The sequence below is a fragment of the Hydrogenophaga sp. GW823-FHT04C09 genome (genome assembly GCF_058796355.1).
On record NZ_JBXAIO010000002.1, the window covers coordinates 315,200 to 330,532 of the forward strand.

13 protein-coding genes are annotated in these 15,333 nt (G+C 66.8%); 7 read left to right on the forward strand and 6 right to left on the reverse strand.

What is annotated here, in order from left to right; all coding sequences use genetic code 11:
- Positions 1-54: 54 nt before the first annotated feature.
- Positions 55-1,353 carry a glutamyl-tRNA reductase gene (gene hemA, locus AC1Q9M_RS06670; protein ID WP_382327304.1) on the reverse strand — a complete coding sequence of 433 codons (1,299 nt, stop codon included), beginning with the start codon at positions 1,351-1,353 and terminating at the stop codon, positions 55-57.
- 48 nt (positions 1,354-1,401) lie between these two features.
- Here hemA and AC1Q9M_RS06675 point away from each other — a divergent pair, with 48 nt between their 5' ends.
- Positions 1,402-1,671, forward strand: coding sequence for a hypothetical protein (locus tag AC1Q9M_RS06675; RefSeq protein ID WP_291114918.1), 270 nt, complete (start codon positions 1,402-1,404; stop codon positions 1,669-1,671).
- 10 nt (positions 1,672-1,681) lie between these two features.
- Here the strand turns inward: AC1Q9M_RS06675 and ugpQ are convergent, their stop codons facing one another.
- The 5 genes from ugpQ to ugpB form a co-directional block, all read right to left on the reverse strand.
- Positions 1,682-2,440 (reverse strand): glycerophosphodiester phosphodiesterase, encoded by a 759-nt coding sequence (gene ugpQ, locus AC1Q9M_RS06680; protein ID WP_492432995.1) that lies wholly within the window; start codon positions 2,438-2,440, stop codon positions 1,682-1,684.
- Complete coding sequence (gene ugpC / locus AC1Q9M_RS06685; protein WP_382323381.1) at positions 2,437-3,441, reverse strand: sn-glycerol-3-phosphate ABC transporter ATP-binding protein UgpC; 1,005 nt, start codon at positions 3,439-3,441, stop codon at positions 2,437-2,439. The genes ugpQ and ugpC overlap by 4 nt, the downstream gene beginning before the upstream one ends.
- A 36-nt stretch (positions 3,442-3,477) precedes the next feature.
- Positions 3,478-4,329, reverse strand: coding sequence for a sn-glycerol-3-phosphate ABC transporter permease UgpE (gene ugpE / locus AC1Q9M_RS06690; RefSeq protein ID WP_291114924.1), 852 nt, complete (start codon positions 4,327-4,329; stop codon positions 3,478-3,480).
- 1 nt (position 4,330) lies between these two features.
- Entirely contained in the window at positions 4,331-5,212 is an 882-nt protein-coding gene (ugpA, locus tag AC1Q9M_RS06695) for a sn-glycerol-3-phosphate ABC transporter permease UgpA (RefSeq protein ID WP_382323382.1), read from the reverse strand.
- 126 nt (positions 5,213-5,338) lie between these two features.
- On the reverse strand, positions 5,339-6,658 hold the full coding sequence (ugpB, locus tag AC1Q9M_RS06700; protein WP_382323383.1) for a sn-glycerol-3-phosphate ABC transporter substrate-binding protein UgpB: 1,320 nt from the start codon (positions 6,656-6,658) through the stop codon (positions 5,339-5,341).
- 186 nt (positions 6,659-6,844) lie between these two features.
- On the opposite strand from ugpB, the gene AC1Q9M_RS06705 reads away from it, so the two are divergent.
- The 6 genes from AC1Q9M_RS06705 to ubiB all read left to right on the forward strand — a co-directional run bounded on the left by AC1Q9M_RS06705 (position 6,845) and on the right by ubiB (position 15,216).
- Positions 6,845-10,723: a DUF3683 domain-containing protein gene (locus AC1Q9M_RS06705; RefSeq protein WP_492432998.1), complete on the forward strand. Its 3,879-nt coding sequence runs from the start codon at positions 6,845-6,847 to the stop codon at positions 10,721-10,723.
- A gap of 23 nt (positions 10,724-10,746) precedes the next feature.
- Complete coding sequence (locus tag AC1Q9M_RS06710; protein ID WP_382323384.1) at positions 10,747-11,160, forward strand: gamma-butyrobetaine hydroxylase family protein; 414 nt, start codon at positions 10,747-10,749, stop codon at positions 11,158-11,160.
- 17 nt (positions 11,161-11,177) lie between these two features.
- Entirely contained in the window at positions 11,178-11,909 is a 732-nt protein-coding gene (gene ubiE, locus AC1Q9M_RS06715; RefSeq protein WP_444688425.1) for a bifunctional demethylmenaquinone methyltransferase/2-methoxy-6-polyprenyl-1,4-benzoquinol methylase UbiE, read from the forward strand.
- 41 nt (positions 11,910-11,950) lie between these two features.
- Positions 11,951-12,955, forward strand: a complete 1,005-nt coding sequence (locus tag AC1Q9M_RS06720) for a Tim44 domain-containing protein (RefSeq protein ID WP_382161276.1) — start codon at positions 11,951-11,953, stop codon at positions 12,953-12,955.
- An 81-nt stretch (positions 12,956-13,036) separates the two neighbouring features.
- Positions 13,037-13,654: a hypothetical protein gene (locus AC1Q9M_RS06725; RefSeq protein ID WP_492433001.1), complete on the forward strand. Its 618-nt coding sequence runs from the start codon at positions 13,037-13,039 to the stop codon at positions 13,652-13,654.
- Entirely contained in the window at positions 13,651-15,216 is a 1,566-nt protein-coding gene (gene ubiB / locus AC1Q9M_RS06730; protein WP_382161270.1) for a ubiquinone biosynthesis regulatory protein kinase UbiB, read from the forward strand. The genes AC1Q9M_RS06725 and ubiB overlap by 4 nt, the downstream gene beginning before the upstream one ends.
- The last annotated feature ends 117 nt before the right edge of the window (positions 15,217-15,333 follow it).

Genomic DNA, 15,333 nt, shown 5'->3' on the forward strand with positions numbered 1-15,333 from the left:
CCCTGCACGCCGACACGGGCGCGGGCCCGCAACGCCGTGCGCGGGCCGGGTCAGCTAGTTTTGCGCGTTGCGCGGGGGTTTGAGCGGTTCGTCGCGCAGGAACAGCCGCGAAACGGTCTGCGCGGTGGCGGCACGTGTGGTGCTGTCACCGGTGTGCAGTTCGGCCAGGGTGCCGTGAAGCATTTTTTGCGTGAGGCCGCGCGAGAGCGCTTCCAGCACGGCTTCCACCGGCTCGCCCTTGGCCAGCAGGCGGCGGGCGCGCGCCATTTCCACGGCGCGCCATTCGTCGGCCTGGGCGTTGATCTGCTGGATCAGCGGCACCACGCCGTGGGCCGGGTCGCGCTGCTCCATCCAGTGCATGAAGCTGAGCACACCCGCGTCGATGATGGCCTCGGCCTGCGCCACGGCAGCCAGGCGGTGGTCCTTGCCGGTCTGCACCACGGTGGCGAGGTCGTCCACGGTGTAGAGGTAGACGTCGGGCAGGGCTTTGACCTCGGCCTCGATGTCGCGCGGCACCGCCAGATCGACCATGAACATGGGCCGGTGGCGGCGCTTCTTGAGCGCGCGTTCCACGGCGCCCAGGCCGATGATGGGCAGCGTGCTCGCGGTGCAGCTGATGACGGCGTCGAACTCGTGCAGGCGGTCGGGCACGTCGGCCAGCCGCATCACCTGCGCGCCGAAGCGGCTGGCGAGCTTCTCGCCGCGCTCCAGTGTGCGGTTGGCGATCGCCATGCCCTTGGGCGTCTTGGCCGCGAAGTGGGTGGCGGCCAGTTCGATCATCTCGCCCGCGCCGACGAACAGCACCTTGATGTCGCGCAGGTCTTCGAACAGCTGCGACGCCAGGCGCACCGCGGCGGCGGTCATGCTGATGGAGTGGGCGCCGATCTCGGTGGAACTGCGCACTTCCTTGGCCACGGCGAACGAGCGCTGGAACAGCTGGTGCAGGGTGGTGCCCAGGGCGCCCGCGTCGCTGGCGGCGCGCACCGCGTCCTTCATCTGGCCGAGGATCTGGGCTTCGCCCAGCACCATGCTGTCCAGGCCGCTGGCGACGCGGAAGGCATGGCGCGCGGCCTGGTCGTCGCGCAGGATGTAGGCGTGGTCGCGCAGCACCTGGCCGCTCACGCCGCCGGTCTGCGCCAGCCAGTCCAGGGTGGGGTCCACCGCCGACTGGTCGCCCGCGCCGTACAGCTCGGTGCGGTTGCAGGTGGACAGCAGCGTGGCCTCGGGCTGGCGCGCCAGACTCTGGCGGTAGCCGTGCAAAGTGGGCTGGATCTGGTCGAGCGCAAACGCAAAACGGCCCCGCAGATCGAGCGGAGCCGTGTTGTGGTTGATGCCGAGGGCCCAGACAGACATGGGGTGATTATAAAATTGAACCCTTATGCACGCCGCCGCCCGCTTCGAATGACGCCTTTGGCCTTCCTCGGGCACATCGCCGGCTTCATCGCCCCTGCCGTTTTCATGGCCCTGGTCCTGTGGACGGTGCCCCGTTTCCGCCGCGCCGGCCGTGCGGCGCAGGGCGCCGGCCTGGAGGCCTTCATGCTGGTCGTGGCGGGTGTGGTGGTGCTGCTGGCGGGGCTGGTGTTCTTTGGCCGTGACGGCAAGATGGCCACCTACGCCGCCCTGGTGTTCGTTCAGGGCACGCTGGCCTGGTGGCTGCACCGCAAGCGCTGAGCGCTTCGCCTCAGCGCCCGGGCGCAAACAGGTCGATGCGGTCGGTGATGATGCCGTCCAAGCCCAGGTCCAGCAGCCGCTGCGCGGCCCATTCGTCGTTCACGGTGTAGGCCAGGGTGCGCAGGCCGCTTTCCCGGGCCTGGGCCACGGTGCTGCTGTCCCACAGGGCGTGGTTGCACACGGCCGCCACGCACCCCAAAGATTGCGCCATGTCCCGCCAGCCTTCCCGCAGGGTGTCGAGCAGCAGCCCGCGCGGCAGGTGGGGAGCGCTTTCCCGCGAGCCCTGCAGCGCGTCGGGCTGGAACGAGGTGAGGAAGGGCGCGCGCTCGGCGTTGCTGGCCCAGAGCCGCGCGGCCGCTTCCGCCACGGCGCGCCCCGTGGCCAGCTCCGTGCCGGGGGTGGGTTTGATCTCGATGTTGAGCCAATGGCCCTGCGCCTGGCAGTGGCGGGCCACGGCTTCCAGGGTGGCCAGGGGCTCGCCCGCGAACGCGCGCGAGTGCCAGCCACCGGCATCGAGCTGGCTCAGCTCGCCCCAGGGGCGCTCACCGGCCACGCCGCTGCCGTTCGTGGTGCGCTCCAGGGTCGCGTCGTGCAGCAGGAAGACCACGCCATCGGCGCTGAGCTTGGCGTCGCATTCGTACATGCGGTAGCCGTGCGAGGCCCCGAGGCGGAAGGCGGCGAGGGTGTTTTCGGGCGCCAGCCTGCCGGCGCCGCGGTGGGCGACCCAGCGCGGGTAGGGCCAGTGGCCCGGCTGCTCTCTCCCACTCATTGCCGCTGGCCGGTCTCGGCGTTGAACCAGTGCAGGCGGTCCTCGCGCGGCTGGGCATGGATGGTGCTGCCGATGGCCGGGGCACCCTGGTCCTCGTGGGTGCGGATGATCAGCATCTCGTCGCCCAGGCGGGCGTGCACCAGGCGCTCGGCGCCCAGCAACTCCACCGTTTCCACCTGCAGCGCCCAGCCACTGTCACCCACGTCCAGGTGCTCGGGGCGGATGCCCAGGATGCTGCCGGGGCGCCCACCGGGCGCGTGTTTCAGCAGGTTCATGGGCGGCGAGCCGATGAAGCTGGCCACGAAGGTCGTGGCCGGGCGCGAATAGACCTCTTCGGGCGTACCGAACTGCTCCATGTTGCCCGCGTTCATCACGATCATGCGTTCGGCCAGCGTCATCGCTTCGACCTGGTCGTGCGTGACGAACAGCGAGGTGATGCCCAGTTCGCGGTGCAGCTTCTGGATTTCCAGCCGGGTCTGGGCGCGCAGCTTGGCGTCCAGGTTGGAGAGCGGCTCGTCGAACAGGAAGACCTGTGGCTGGCGCACGATGGCGCGGCCCATCGCCACGCGCTGGCGCTGGCCGCCCGAGAGCTCGCGCGGCTTGCGCTCAAGCAGGTGGCCGAGTTCGAGGATCTTGGCGGCCTTGTCCACACGGGCGCGGATCTCTTCCTTGGGCACCTTGGCGATCTTCAGGCCGTAGGCCATGTTGTCGAAGTTCGTCATGTGCGGGTAGAGCGCGTAGTTCTGGAACACCATGGCGATGTCGCGCTGGGCCGGTTCCAGGTTGTTGACGACGCGGTCGCCGATGCGAAGTTCACCACCGGAGATTTCCTCCAGGCCCGCGACCATGCGCAGCAGCGTGGACTTGCCGCAGCCCGACGGCCCGACGATGACGACGAACTCGCCATCCTGGATCTCGGCGTTCACCCCGTGGATGACCTGATTGGCCTTGGGGCCGATGCCGTAGCGCTTGACGATGTTGCGAAGTGAGAGAGAAGCCATGGCGTTGTTGTGATCGTGTTGTTGTCGGTTGCCGGGTTACTTTTCGGTGTCCACCAGTCCCTTGACGAACCAGCGCTGCATGAAGATCACCACGAGCGCGGGCGGCAGCATGGCCAGCAGCGCGGTCGCCATCACGATGTTCCACTCGTTGCCGGCGTCGCCGCCCGCGATCATGCGCTTGATGCCGATCACCACCGGGTACATCTCTTCCGAGGTGGTGACGAGCAACGGCCACAGGTACTGGTTCCAGCCGTAGATGAACTGGATCACGAACAGCGCGGCGATCGAGGTGCGCGACAAGGGCACCAGGATGTCCTTGAAGAAACGCATCGGGCCTGCGCCATCCACGCGCGCGGCTTCCACCAGTTCGTCTGGCACCGTGAGGAAGAACTGCCGGAACAGGAAGGTGGCGGTGGCGGAGGCGATGAGGGGGACGGTCAGGCCCGCGTAGGTGTTGAGCATGCCCAGGTCGGATACCACCTGGTAGGTCGGGCCGATGCGCACTTCCACGGGCAGCATCAGCGTGATGAAGATCAGCCAGAAGCAGATGCCCTTGAACGGGAAGCGGAAGTAGACGATGGCGAAGGCCGACAGCAGCGAGATGGCGATCTTGCCGAAGGTGATGACGAGCGCCGTGACCAGGCTTACCCACATCATGCGCGCCACCGGCGCGCTGGAGCCCGGGCCGCTGCCGCCGCCGAACAGGGTGTCGCGGTAGGTCTGCCAGAAGTTGCTGCCGGGCAGCAAAGGCATGGGGGCTTGCACGATGTCCTGCGCGGTGTGGGTGGACGCCACGAACGCCAGGTACAGCGGGAAGCCGACGATGAGCACGCCCAGCACCAGGATCAGGTGCGACAGCAGCGTCAGATAGGGACTGCGTTCAACCATGTCAGTACTGCACTTTCTTCTCGACGTAGCGGAACTGGATCACCGTGAGCACGATGACGATCACCATCAGCACCACCGACTGCGCGGCCGAGCCGCCCATGTCCATGGCCTTGAAGCCGTCGTGGTAGACCTTGTAGACCAGGATCGCGGTGTCGCGGCCCGGGCCGCCTTGCGTGGTCGCGTCCACGATGGCGAAGGTGTCGAAGAAGGCGTACACCACGTTGATCACCAGCAGGAAGAAGGTGGTGGGTGACAGCAGCGGGAACTGGATGCTCCAGAACCGGCGCCAGGGGCCCGCGCCGTCGATGGCGGCGGCCTCGATCAGCGACTTGGGGATCGACTGCAGCCCTGCGAGGAAGAACAGGAAGTTGTAGGAGATCTGCTTCCACACCGCCGCGATCACGATCAGCGTCATCGCGTGGTCGGAATTGAGCATGTGGTTCCAGTTGAAGCCCGACTGGCGCAGCATGTAGGCCACCACGCCGAGCGACGGCGAAAACATGAACATCCAGAGCACGCCAGCCACCGCCGGGGCCACGGCATAGGGCAGCAGCAGCGCGGTCTTGTAGGCCAGCGCGCCTTTGATGATGCGGTCGGCGAAGATGGCCAGCACCAGCGAAATGGCGATGCCGAAACCCGCGACCAGCACCGAGAAGAAGGCCGTGGTCTTGAACGAGGCCAGGTAGCTCGGGTCTTCGAAGAGGTTTCTGAAGTTCTCGAAGCCCACCCACTCCTTGGAAAAGCCGAACGAATCCTGCACCTGGAACGATTGCACCAGGGCCTGACCTGCCGGCCAGAAGAAGAAGATGCTGATGATGGCCAGCTGGGGCGCCAGCAACACCCAGGGCAACCACGCAGAGCGAAAGAGCACGCGCTTTTCCATGTCCAGTCTTTCTCAGTCTTTCAAAAAGACAACCCGCCGCTGTGCAAACCGCGGGGGTCTGCAGAGTGGCGGGCTATCGATGCCGACCAAAGGACTGGCAGGCATCGTCAGGCTTCGGGCCAGAATTTACTTGTTGGCGCGGGCGAAACGCACGAGCTGCTCGTTGCCTCGTGTCACGGCGGTGTCCAGCGCTTCCTTGGGCGACTTCTTGCCGGCCCAGATCTGCTCGGTTTCCTCGTCGATGATGGTGCGGATCTGCACGAAGTTGCCCAGGCGGATGCCGCGCGACTTGTCGGTGGCCTTGCGGATCATCTGCGTCACGGCCACGTCGGTGCCCGGGTTCTTTTCATAGAAGCCGGATGCCTCAGTCAGCTTGTAGGCCGCGGTGGTCACCGGCAGGTAACCGGTGCGCTGGTGGCTGGCGGCCTGCACCCGGGTGTCGTTCAGGAAGTTCAGAAAATCGGCCACGCCCTTGTATTCGGCGGGCTTCTTGCCGGCCATCACCCACAGGCTGGCGCCGCCGATGGCGGTGTTCTGGGGCGCGCCCTTGACATCGGCGTAGTAGGGCAGGGCGGAGATGCCGTAGGCGAACTTGGCGTCCTTGGACACGCGGGCATACAGGCCCGACGAGCCCGTGATCATGGCGCACTCGCCCGAGGGGAAGGAGGCGTCGGGCGCGTTGCCTCGACCCTTGTAGACAAAGCTGCCTTCCTTGGAAGCCTTGGCGAGGTTCTCGAAGTGGCGCACGTGCAGCGGCGTGTTGATCATCAGCTGTGCGTCGTTGCCGTCAAAACCGTTGTTCTTGGAGGCGAACAGGGTGTTGTGCCAGAGCGAGAAGCTCTCCAGCTGCGTCCAGCTGATCCAGCTGGTGGTGAACGGGCAGGCGTGGCCGCTGGCTTTGAGCTTGGAGGCGGCGGCGAACACTTCGGGCCAGGTCTTGGGCGCTTTTTCGGGGTCCAGGCCGGCCTTCTTGAAGGCGTCCTTGTTGTAATAGAAGATGGTGGTCGAGCTGTTGAGCGGGTAGCTCAGCATCTGGCCGTTGGGGGCGGTGTAGTAGCCGGCCACGGCCGACACGTATTGCGTCGGGTCGAACTTGAAGCCGCCGTCGTTGAGCACCTTGGCGGCGGGCACGATGGCGCCCTTGCTGGCCATCATGGTCGCGGTACCGACCTCGAACACCTGCAGGATGTGTGGCGCATTGCCCGCGCGGAAGGCGGCAATGGCGCCCGTCATGGACTCGTCGTACGTGCCCTTGTACGTGGGCACGACCTTGTACTGGCTCTGGCTGGCGTTGTACTGCTTGGCCAGGTCATTCACCCACTCGCCAAGCGCTGCGCTCATCGAGTGCCACCACTGGATCTCGGTCGGCGCCTGGGCGTGGACCGGGCCGCTCATCAGGGCGGCGAGCGCCAGGGCGCCGGTCATGGGAAGAAAACGCTTGTGCATGGGTGTTGCTCCTTGGGATGGATGGTCGGAAACCGGTGGGGGTAGGGTAGGGCTCCGATATGTCAAAACGATTGCACATGCGTTTCCCAGGTGTGACAACAGGGGTTTCCACAGGGGGGGTGGGTGAATGTTGCGCTGCGGTACCATCCTGGGTTCTTTACTGTCATGCTGGCGACTGCCACACACATGAACGCACCCACACCGCTTTCGTTGCTCGCCACCGCCACCGACGATGCGCCACGTTTGCGCGAGATTCCCTACAACTACACCTCCTTCTCGGATCGTGAAATCGTGCTGCGCCTGCTCGGCGAGCGCGCCTGGGGCCTGCTGGACGAACTGAGGGGTGAGCGTCGCACGGGCCGCTCCGCCCGCATGCTGTACGAGGTTTTGGGTGACATCTGGGTGGTGCAGCGCAACCCCTACCTGCAGGACGACCTGCTCGACAGCCCCAAGCGCCGCCAGCAGCTGGTGGACGCCCTGCACCACCGGCTGGCCGAGGTGCAGAAGCGCCGCACGCCACAGGACGACGCGGTGCGCGATGGCCTGGTGGCCGAGTTGCTCACGGCGGCCCGCGCGGCGGTCGATCAGTTCTCCCGCTCGTTCCAGGACATGGCCGCGCTGCGCCAGCGCGCCACCAAGGCGCTGCGCCGGCTGACGGCCAAGGACAACATCAAGTTCGACGGCCTGTCGCGCGTCTCGCACGTGACCGACGCGACCGACTGGCGCGTGGAATACCCCTTCGTGGTGCTCACGCCCGACACCGAAGCCGAAATGGCCTTGCTGGTCAAGGGCTGCTACGAGCTCGGGCTGACCATCATCCCGCGAGGGGGCGGCACCGGCTACACGGGCGGCGCGATTCCGCTGACCTGGAAGAGCGCGGTGATCAACACCGAGAAGCTCGAAGCCATGACCGAGGTGGAGTGGGTCAAGGTGCCCGGGCACGACAAGCCGTTGCCCACCATCTGGACCGAAGCCGGCGTCGTGACCCAGCGCGTGTCCGACGCCGCCGACCGCGCGGGCCACGTGTTCGCGGTGGACCCGACCTCGGCCGAGGCCTCGTGCATCGGCGGCAACATCGCCATGAACGCGGGCGGCAAGAAGGCCGTGCTGTGGGGCACGGCGCTGGACAACCTGGTGTCGTGGCGCATGGTCACACCGCAGGCCCAGTGGCTGGAAGTCACCCGGCTGGACCACAACCTGGGCAAGATCCATGACGCCGAGGTCGCCACCTTCGGGCTGCAGTACTTCGAGGCCGACGGCAAGACCCCGGTGCGCAGCGAGCAGCTGGTGATCCCGGGCAAGACCTTTCGCAAGGAAGGCCTGGGCAAGGACGTGACCGACAAGTTCCTCAGCGGTCTGCCGGGCATCCAGAAGGAGGGCTGCGATGGCCTGATCACCAGCGCGCGCTGGGTGGTGCACCGCATGCCCGACCACGTGCGCACGGTCTGCCTGGAATTCTTCGGCAATCCCAAGGACTGCGTGCCGTCCATCGTGGACATCAAGGACTTCATGTTCGCCGAGATGAAGCGCCCGGGCGGCGCCATCCTGGCCGGCCTGGAGCACCTCGACGACCGTTACCTCAAGGCCGTGGGTTACGCCACCAAGAGCAAGCGCGGCACCTTGCCCAAGATGGTGCTGATCGGCGACATCGTGGGCGACGACGCCGATGCCGTGGCGCGCGCCACCAGCGAAGTGATCCGCATGGCGAATTCGCGCAGCGGCGAGGGCTTCGTGGCCATCAGCGCCGAGGCGCGCAAGAAGTTCTGGCTGGACCGCAAGCGCACGGCGGCCATCAGCCGGCACACCAACGCCTTCAAGATCAACGAAGACGTGGTGATCCCGCTGCCGCGCATGGGCGAGTACACCGAAGGCATCGAACGCATCAACATCGAGCTGTCGCTGCGCAACAAGATCAAGCTGGCCGACGCGCTCGAAGCCTTCTTCGCCAAGGGCAACCTGCCGCTGGGCAAGACCGACGACGCCAGCGACATCCCCAGCGCCGAACTGCTGGAAGACCGCGTGCAGCAGGCCCTGGCCCTGGTGCGCGAAGTGCGCGCGCTCTGGGCGGGCTGGCTGAGCGACGTGGACGCGCTGTTCCCGCAGCTGCAGGACCACCGCCTGCGCGCGAGCTGGAAGACGCAGATCCGCGCGCCGCTGCAGGCCATCTTCACTGGGGCGGCGTTCGGCTCCTTGCTGGCCGAATGCACCGCCATCCACCAGCGCGTGCTCAAGGGCCGCGTGTGGGTGGCGCTGCACATGCATGCCGGTGACGGCAACGTGCACACCAACATCCCGGTCAACAGCGACGACTACGAAATGCTGCAGACCGCGCACGAGGCCGTGGCGCGCATCATGGTGCTCGCGCGCCAGCTCGACGGCGTGATCTCGGGCGAACACGGCATCGGCATCACCAAGCTGGAGTTCCTGACCGACGAGGAGCTGCAACCCTTCGCGGACTACAAGCAACGCGTCGACCCCGAGGGCCGCTTCAACAAGGGCAAGCTGCTGCGCCAGGGTCCGGTGGGCGACGCCAGCCTGCGCAGCGCCGACCTGTCCAACGCCTACACGCCCAGCTTCGGCCTGATGGGGCACGAATCGATCATCATGCAGCGCAGCGAGATCGGCGCCATCGCCGACAGCGTCAAGGACTGCCTGCGCTGCGGCAAGTGCAAGCCGGTGTGCGCCACGCACGTGCCGCGCGCCAACCTGCTCTATTCGCCGCGCAACAAGATCCTGGCCACCTCGCTGCTGGTCGAGGCTTTCCTGTACGAAGAGCAGACCCGCCGCGGCATCAGCATCAAGCACTGGGAAGAGTTCGAGGACGTGGCCGACCACTGCACGGTGTGCCACAAGTGCCTGAGCCCCTGCCCGGTCAAGATCGACTTCGGCGACGTGACCATGAACATGCGCAACCTGCTGCGCAAGATGGGCCAGAAGAGCTTCCGGCCCGGCAACGCGGCGGCCATGTTCTTCCTGAACGCGACCAACCCCGAGACCATCAAGTTCGTGCGCGGCGCCATGGTGGGCGCGGGCTTCAAGGCCCAGCGCCTGGCCAACGACCTGCTCCAGCGCCTCGCGCGCAAGCAGACCGGCGCCCCCCCGGCCACCCTGGGCCCGGCGCCGATCAAGGAGCAGGTGATCCACTTCATCAACAAGAAGATGCCGGGTGGCCTGCCCAAGAAGACCGCCCGCGCCTTGCTGGACATCGAAGACAAGGACTACGTGCCCATCATCCGCAACCCCTCGGCCACCACGGCCGAGACGGAGGCGGTGTTCTACTTCCCGGGCTGTGGTTCGGAGCGGCTGTTCTCGCAGGTGGGTCTGGCCACGCAGGCCATGCTCTGGCATGCCGGCGTGCAGACGGTGTTGCCACCGGGCTACCTGTGCTGTGGGTACCCGCAGCGTGGCAGCGGCCAGTTCGACAAGGCCGAGAAGATGATCACCGACAACCGGGTGCTGTTCCACCGGGTCGCCAACACGCTCAACTACCTGGACATCAAGACCGTGGTGGTGAGCTGCGGCACCTGCTACGACCAGCTGCAGGGTTACGAGTTCGACCAGATCTTCCCGGGCTGCCGCATCATCGACATCCACGAATACCTGCTGGAAAAGGGCATCACCTTGCCGGCCGGGCAGGGCGGTTACCTGTACCACGACCCCTGCCACACGCCGATGAAGCTGCAGGATCCGATGAAGACGGTCAAGGCGCTGGTGGGCGACAACGTGGTGGAGAGCAAGCGTTGCTGCGGCGAATCGGGCACGTTGGGCGTAACCCGGCCCGACATTTCCACCCAGGTCCGCTTCCGCAAGGAAGAGGAAATCCAGAAGGGCGAAGCCGCCCTGCGCGCCGCCGGCACCGTGGGCGCGAACGACAACGTCAAGATCCTCACCTCGTGCCCGAGCTGCCTGCAAGGCCTGAGCCGCTATGGCGACGACCTCAAGTCCGGCCTGCTGGAAGCCGATTACATCGTGGTGGAGATGGCGCGCCAGATCCTGGGCGAAGAATGGCTGCCCGAGTACGTGGCCAAGGCCAACGAAGGCGGCATCGAGCGCGTGCTCGTCTGACCCGCCCGACAACGGAGACTTTCATGGCTGGCCTCGACAAGAACACCCCCTCGCCGCAGTCGATCACCCTGCACCAGCAGTCGCGGGTGCTGGAAATCGGCTTTTCCGACGGCCGCGAGTTCAAGATCCCGTTCGAGCTGATGCGGGTCTATTCCCCTTCGGCGGAGGTGCAAGGCCATGGCAAAGGCCAGGAGGTGCTGCAGACCGGCAAGCGCGAGGTCGGCGTCGTGGCGCTGGAGCCGGTCGGCAACTACGCGGTGCAGCCCACCTTCTCCGACGGCCACAGCTCGGGCATCTTCTCCTGGGACTACCTGTATTTTCTGGGTTCGAAGCAGGCCGACCTGTGGGCCGAGTACCTGGAACGTCTGCAGGCCGCCGGCGTGGAGCGCGACGCCCCCATGCCGGACAAGGGCGGCCACGCCTGCGGCAGCCACTGAAGCGAGGAAATTCCACCATGGCCTCCACCCATTTCGGTTTCAAGACCGTCGACGAAGGCGAGAAGGCGCAGCGCGTGCGCAGCGTGTTCGACTCGGTCGCGCCCAAGTACGACGTGATGAACGACCTCATGTCGGCCGGGCTGCACCGCCTCTGGAAGCGCTACACCATCACCGTGGCCAACCCGCAGCCGGGCCAGCAGGTGCTCGACATCGCCGGTGGCACCGGCGACCTCTCGCTGGCGTTTGCCCGCAAGGTGGGCCCCACCGGCCGCGTGGTGCACACCGACATCAACGAAGCCATGCTGCGCGAGGGCCGCTCGCGCCTGTTGGACCTGGGCGTGGTGCTGCCCACCATGGTGTGCGACGCCGAGAAACTGCCGTTCGCCAACGAGTCGTTCGATTTTGTTTCAGTGGCTTTCGGCCTGCGCAACATGACGCACAAGGAACTTGCACTGGCCGAAATGCATCGGACCCTCAAGCCGGGGGGCAAATTGCTGGTGCTGGAGTTTTCCCGGGTGGCGAAACCGCTCGAGAAGGCTTATGACTGGTATTCGTTCAATGTGCTGCCCAAGTTGGGCAAGCTGGTGGCCAACGACGAGAGCAGCTACCGCTACCTCGCGGAGTCCATCCGCATGCACCCGGGGCAGGAAGAGTTGCGGCAGATGATGCGCACAGCCGGATTCGGCCATGTGGACGTGCACAACCTCAGCGCCGGGGTGGTGGCGTTGCACATGGGCATCAAGTGTTGAATGGTTTTTCAGGTTTTCTGTTGTTTGAAGGAGGCAAAAGCATGAACAAGTTGTGGTCGGTGTTGCTGGTGTTCGCGATGGCGCTGGGCACCCAGGATGTGTGGGCCAAGCGCATGGGCGGTGGCGCGTCGTTCGGCAAGCAGTCGGGCAACGTGACGCAGCGCAGCAGCGCGCCGCCGTCCCAGCAGGCCGCGCCGCAGCAGGCGCCTGCCCAGAACGCGGCGGCGGCCCGTCCGGCCACCGCCAATCCGGCCGCCGCCGCGGCGGCGCCCAAGCGCCCCTGGGGCGCCATGCTCGGGGGCCTGGCCGCCGGCCTGGGCCTGGCCTGGCTGGCCTCTTCTCTGGGCCTGGGTGAAGCCTTTGGCCAGATCCTGCTGTTCGCCCTGCTGGCGATGGTGGTCATGGCGGTGATCGGCATGGTGATGCGCCGCCGCGCGCCTGCGGCGGCTGCTCCGGGTGGCATGGCCTACCAGGGCGCCGGCCCGGCCGGCCAGTCGCAGTACGACCCGGCCACGCCGCGCAGCTACAGCCCGCAGAACGTCGGCAACGACGCCTCGGCCCGGCCCTGGGAGCGCAGCGGCCCGGCCGCGCTGGACCACTCCCACCGCCCCGTCGGCGGTTCCATGATCGGTTCGGCGCTCGGCGGCAGCCAGAGCTGGGGCGTTCCCGCCGGTTTTGATGCCGAGGGCTTCCTCAAGGCCTCCAAAGCCAACTTCGTGAGCCTGCAGGATGCCTGGGACCGTTCCGACATCCCCGCGCTGCGCGCGATGATGACCGACGACATGCTCCAGCAGATCCGCGGCCAGCTGGCCGAGCGCGAGCAGGCCCGGAGTGGCGCCAACAAGACCGAGGTCGTCATGCTGGACGCGCAGTTGCTCGGCATCGAGGAACTGCAGGGCGAGTACATGGCCAGTGTCGAATTCTCCGGTCTCATCCGCGAGGAAGCGTCCGCCGGTCCCAACCCGTTCCGCGAAGTCTGGAACATCACCCGCCCGAAGAACGGCCCGGGTGGCTGGCTGGTGGCGGGCGTGCAAGCGCTGCAGTGACGCCGCAGGGGCTGCCTCGCCAGCCCGGCTGATGCACGCTGACGCCGTGCCTCGCGCTTTATCCGTCAAAATCGGGTGGTCATGAAAAATGAACCACCCGATTCTTCTTCCAGGGCCGGTGCGGCCGCCGCCCCCTTGAGCTTCCTGCAATCGCTGCTCGGCGCGATCCGCCCGCCCGAATGGGTGGTGGACGAATTGCAGAACCGCGTGGTGCTGTTCCTCAACCACGTGCTGATGCAGGAAAAAGCGGCCCAGGACCGCCTGCGCCGCCAGAAGGGCAAACCCGTGCGCATCCAGTGGGGCGATTTCCACCTCACGCTCGCACCCAGCGCCGCCGGCCTGCTGGAGCGCTGTGCACCCGATGCGACGCCCGAACTGAGCGTCACGCTCACCCAGCGCTCGCCGCTGGCGTTGGCCCAGAGCGTGCTCGCCGGCCAGAAACCGGGCGTAGACATCCAGGGCGACGTGCAACTCGCCGCCGAGGTGGCCTGGCTGGTGGACAACGTGCGCTGGGACGTGGAGGAAGATCTTTCCCGCATCGTCGGTGACGCCACTGCCCACACGCTGGCGCGCTTCGCTCAGTCGGCGGCCCAGGCCGTCAAGGCCTTCGTGGAGCGCCTGCCAGCCGGCCGTGCGCCGCGCGCGGCCGCCGGTGGCGATGCGTCGGTGCCTCCGCGCGCCGACGGAACCGCGGCATGAGCCGGCTCTTCCGCGGCGCCTTCATCGTCTGGGTGGTGTTGCGCTACGGCCTGGACGAGCTGGTGCTCTCCAGCTTCGAGCGCCCGGCCATTCGCCTGCTCACCCGCATCGTCTCCATCGGCCGCAACCTGGACGCGCCGCGCGGTGCCCGCCTGCGCGAGGCCCTGGAGCGCCTGGGCCCGATCTTCGTGAAGTTCGGCCAGGTGCTGTCGACGCGGCGCGACCTGCTGCCGCCCGACATCGCCGACGAACTCGCGCGCCTGCAGGACCGGGTGCCGCCGTTCCCCAGCGAAGTTGCGGTCGCCAGCATCGAGCGCGCCTTCGGCAAACCGCTGTCCTCGGTGTTCTCGCATTTCGAACAGGTGCCGGTGGCCAGCGCCTCCGTGGCCCAGGTGCATTTCGCCACCCTGCTGGACGGCCGCCACGGTGGGCGCGAGGTCGCGGTGAAGGTGCTGCGCCCGAACATGCGCCCGGTGATCGACAAGGACCTCAGCCTCATGCGCATGATGGCCGGCTGGGTCGAGCGGCTGTCGGCCGACGGCAAGCGCCTCAAGCCGCGCGAGGTGGTCGCCGAGTTCGACAAATACCTGCACGACGAGCTGGACCTGCTGCGCGAAGCCGCCAACGCAGCCCAACTGCGCCGCAACATGCAGGGGCTGGACCTGGTGCTGATCCCGGAAATGCTCTGGGACTACTGCCACACCGAGGTGATGGTGATGGAGCGCATGCACGGCACGCCCATCAACCGGGTCGAGGAGCTGCGGGCCCTGGGCGTGGACATTCCCAAGCTCGCGCGCGACGGTGTCACCATTTTCTTCACCCAGGTGTTCCGCGACGGCTTCTTCCACGCCGACATGCACCCGGGCAACATCCAGGTCAGCACCGCCCCGGCCACCTTCGGGCGCTACATCTCGCTCGATTTCGGCATCGTGGGCACGCTCACCGAGTTCGACAAGGAATACCTGGCGCAGAACTTCACCGCCTTCTTCCGGCGCGACTACAAGCGCGTGGCCGAGCTGCACATCGAATCGGGCTGGGTGCCCGCCGAAACGCGGGTGGACGAGCTCGAATCGGCCATCCGCGCGGTGTGCGAACCCTATTTCGACCGTCCGCTGAAGGAAATCTCGCTCGGCATGGTGCTGATGCGGCTGTTCCAGACCTCGCGCCGCTTCCACGTGGAAATCCAGCCCCAGCTCGTGCTGCTGCAGAAAACCCTGCTCAACATCGAGGGCCTCGGGCGCCAGCTCGACCCCGAACTCGACCTCTGGAGCACGGCCAAGCCGTTCCTGGAGAAATGGATGGTGGAGCAGGTCGGCCCGCAGAAGCTGCTGCAGCAACTCAAGGCCGAGGCGCCGCAGTACGCCAAGCTGCTGCCGGCGCTGCCGCGCCTGCTGCACGACTACCTGCAGCACAAGCCACACGAACTGCGGCGCGAACTCGACACCCTGGTGGCCGAGCAGCGCCGCACCAACCGCCTGCTGCAGAGCATCATCTACGGCGGCGTCGGCTTCGTGCTGGGCCTGATCGTCATGCAGGTGCTGGTGCGGGTCCGGCTCTGGTAGGTGGGGGCCAACGGGCGCCGACGCCCGGCGCACGCGGGACACACCCTCAATTTATAATGACGGGTTTTGTTCCACGTCCCGCACGGGAACGTCCGGCGCCCTCCGGGGTCCGATTCC

Bases quoted from the DNA above. Each gene is read 5' to 3' on its own strand.
- hemA (WP_382327304.1), bottom strand. From the start codon at position 1,353: ATGTCTGTCTGGGCCCTCGGCATCAACCACAACACGGCTCCGCTCGAT.
- AC1Q9M_RS06675 (WP_291114918.1), top strand. From the start codon at position 1,402: ATGACGCCTTTGGCCTTCCTCGGGCACATCGCCGGCTTCATCGCCCCT.
- ugpQ (WP_492432995.1), bottom strand. From the start codon at position 2,440: ATGAGTGGGAGAGAGCAGCCGGGCCACTGGCCCTACCCGCGCTGGGTC.
- ugpC (WP_382323381.1), bottom strand. From the start codon at position 3,441: ATGGCTTCTCTCTCACTTCGCAACATCGTCAAGCGCTACGGCATCGGC.
- ugpE (WP_291114924.1), bottom strand. From the start codon at position 4,329: ATGGTTGAACGCAGTCCCTATCTGACGCTGCTGTCGCACCTGATCCTG.
- ugpA (WP_382323382.1), bottom strand. From the start codon at position 5,212: ATGGAAAAGCGCGTGCTCTTTCGCTCTGCGTGGTTGCCCTGGGTGTTG.
- ugpB (WP_382323383.1), bottom strand. From the start codon at position 6,658: ATGCACAAGCGTTTTCTTCCCATGACCGGCGCCCTGGCGCTCGCCGCC.
- AC1Q9M_RS06705 (WP_492432998.1), top strand. From the start codon at position 6,845: ATGAACGCACCCACACCGCTTTCGTTGCTCGCCACCGCCACCGACGAT.
- AC1Q9M_RS06710 (WP_382323384.1), top strand. From the start codon at position 10,747: ATGGCTGGCCTCGACAAGAACACCCCCTCGCCGCAGTCGATCACCCTG.
- ubiE (WP_444688425.1), top strand. From the start codon at position 11,178: ATGGCCTCCACCCATTTCGGTTTCAAGACCGTCGACGAAGGCGAGAAG.
- AC1Q9M_RS06720 (WP_382161276.1), top strand. From the start codon at position 11,951: ATGAACAAGTTGTGGTCGGTGTTGCTGGTGTTCGCGATGGCGCTGGGC.
- AC1Q9M_RS06725 (WP_492433001.1), top strand. From the start codon at position 13,037: ATGAAAAATGAACCACCCGATTCTTCTTCCAGGGCCGGTGCGGCCGCC.
- ubiB (WP_382161270.1), top strand. From the start codon at position 13,651: ATGAGCCGGCTCTTCCGCGGCGCCTTCATCGTCTGGGTGGTGTTGCGC.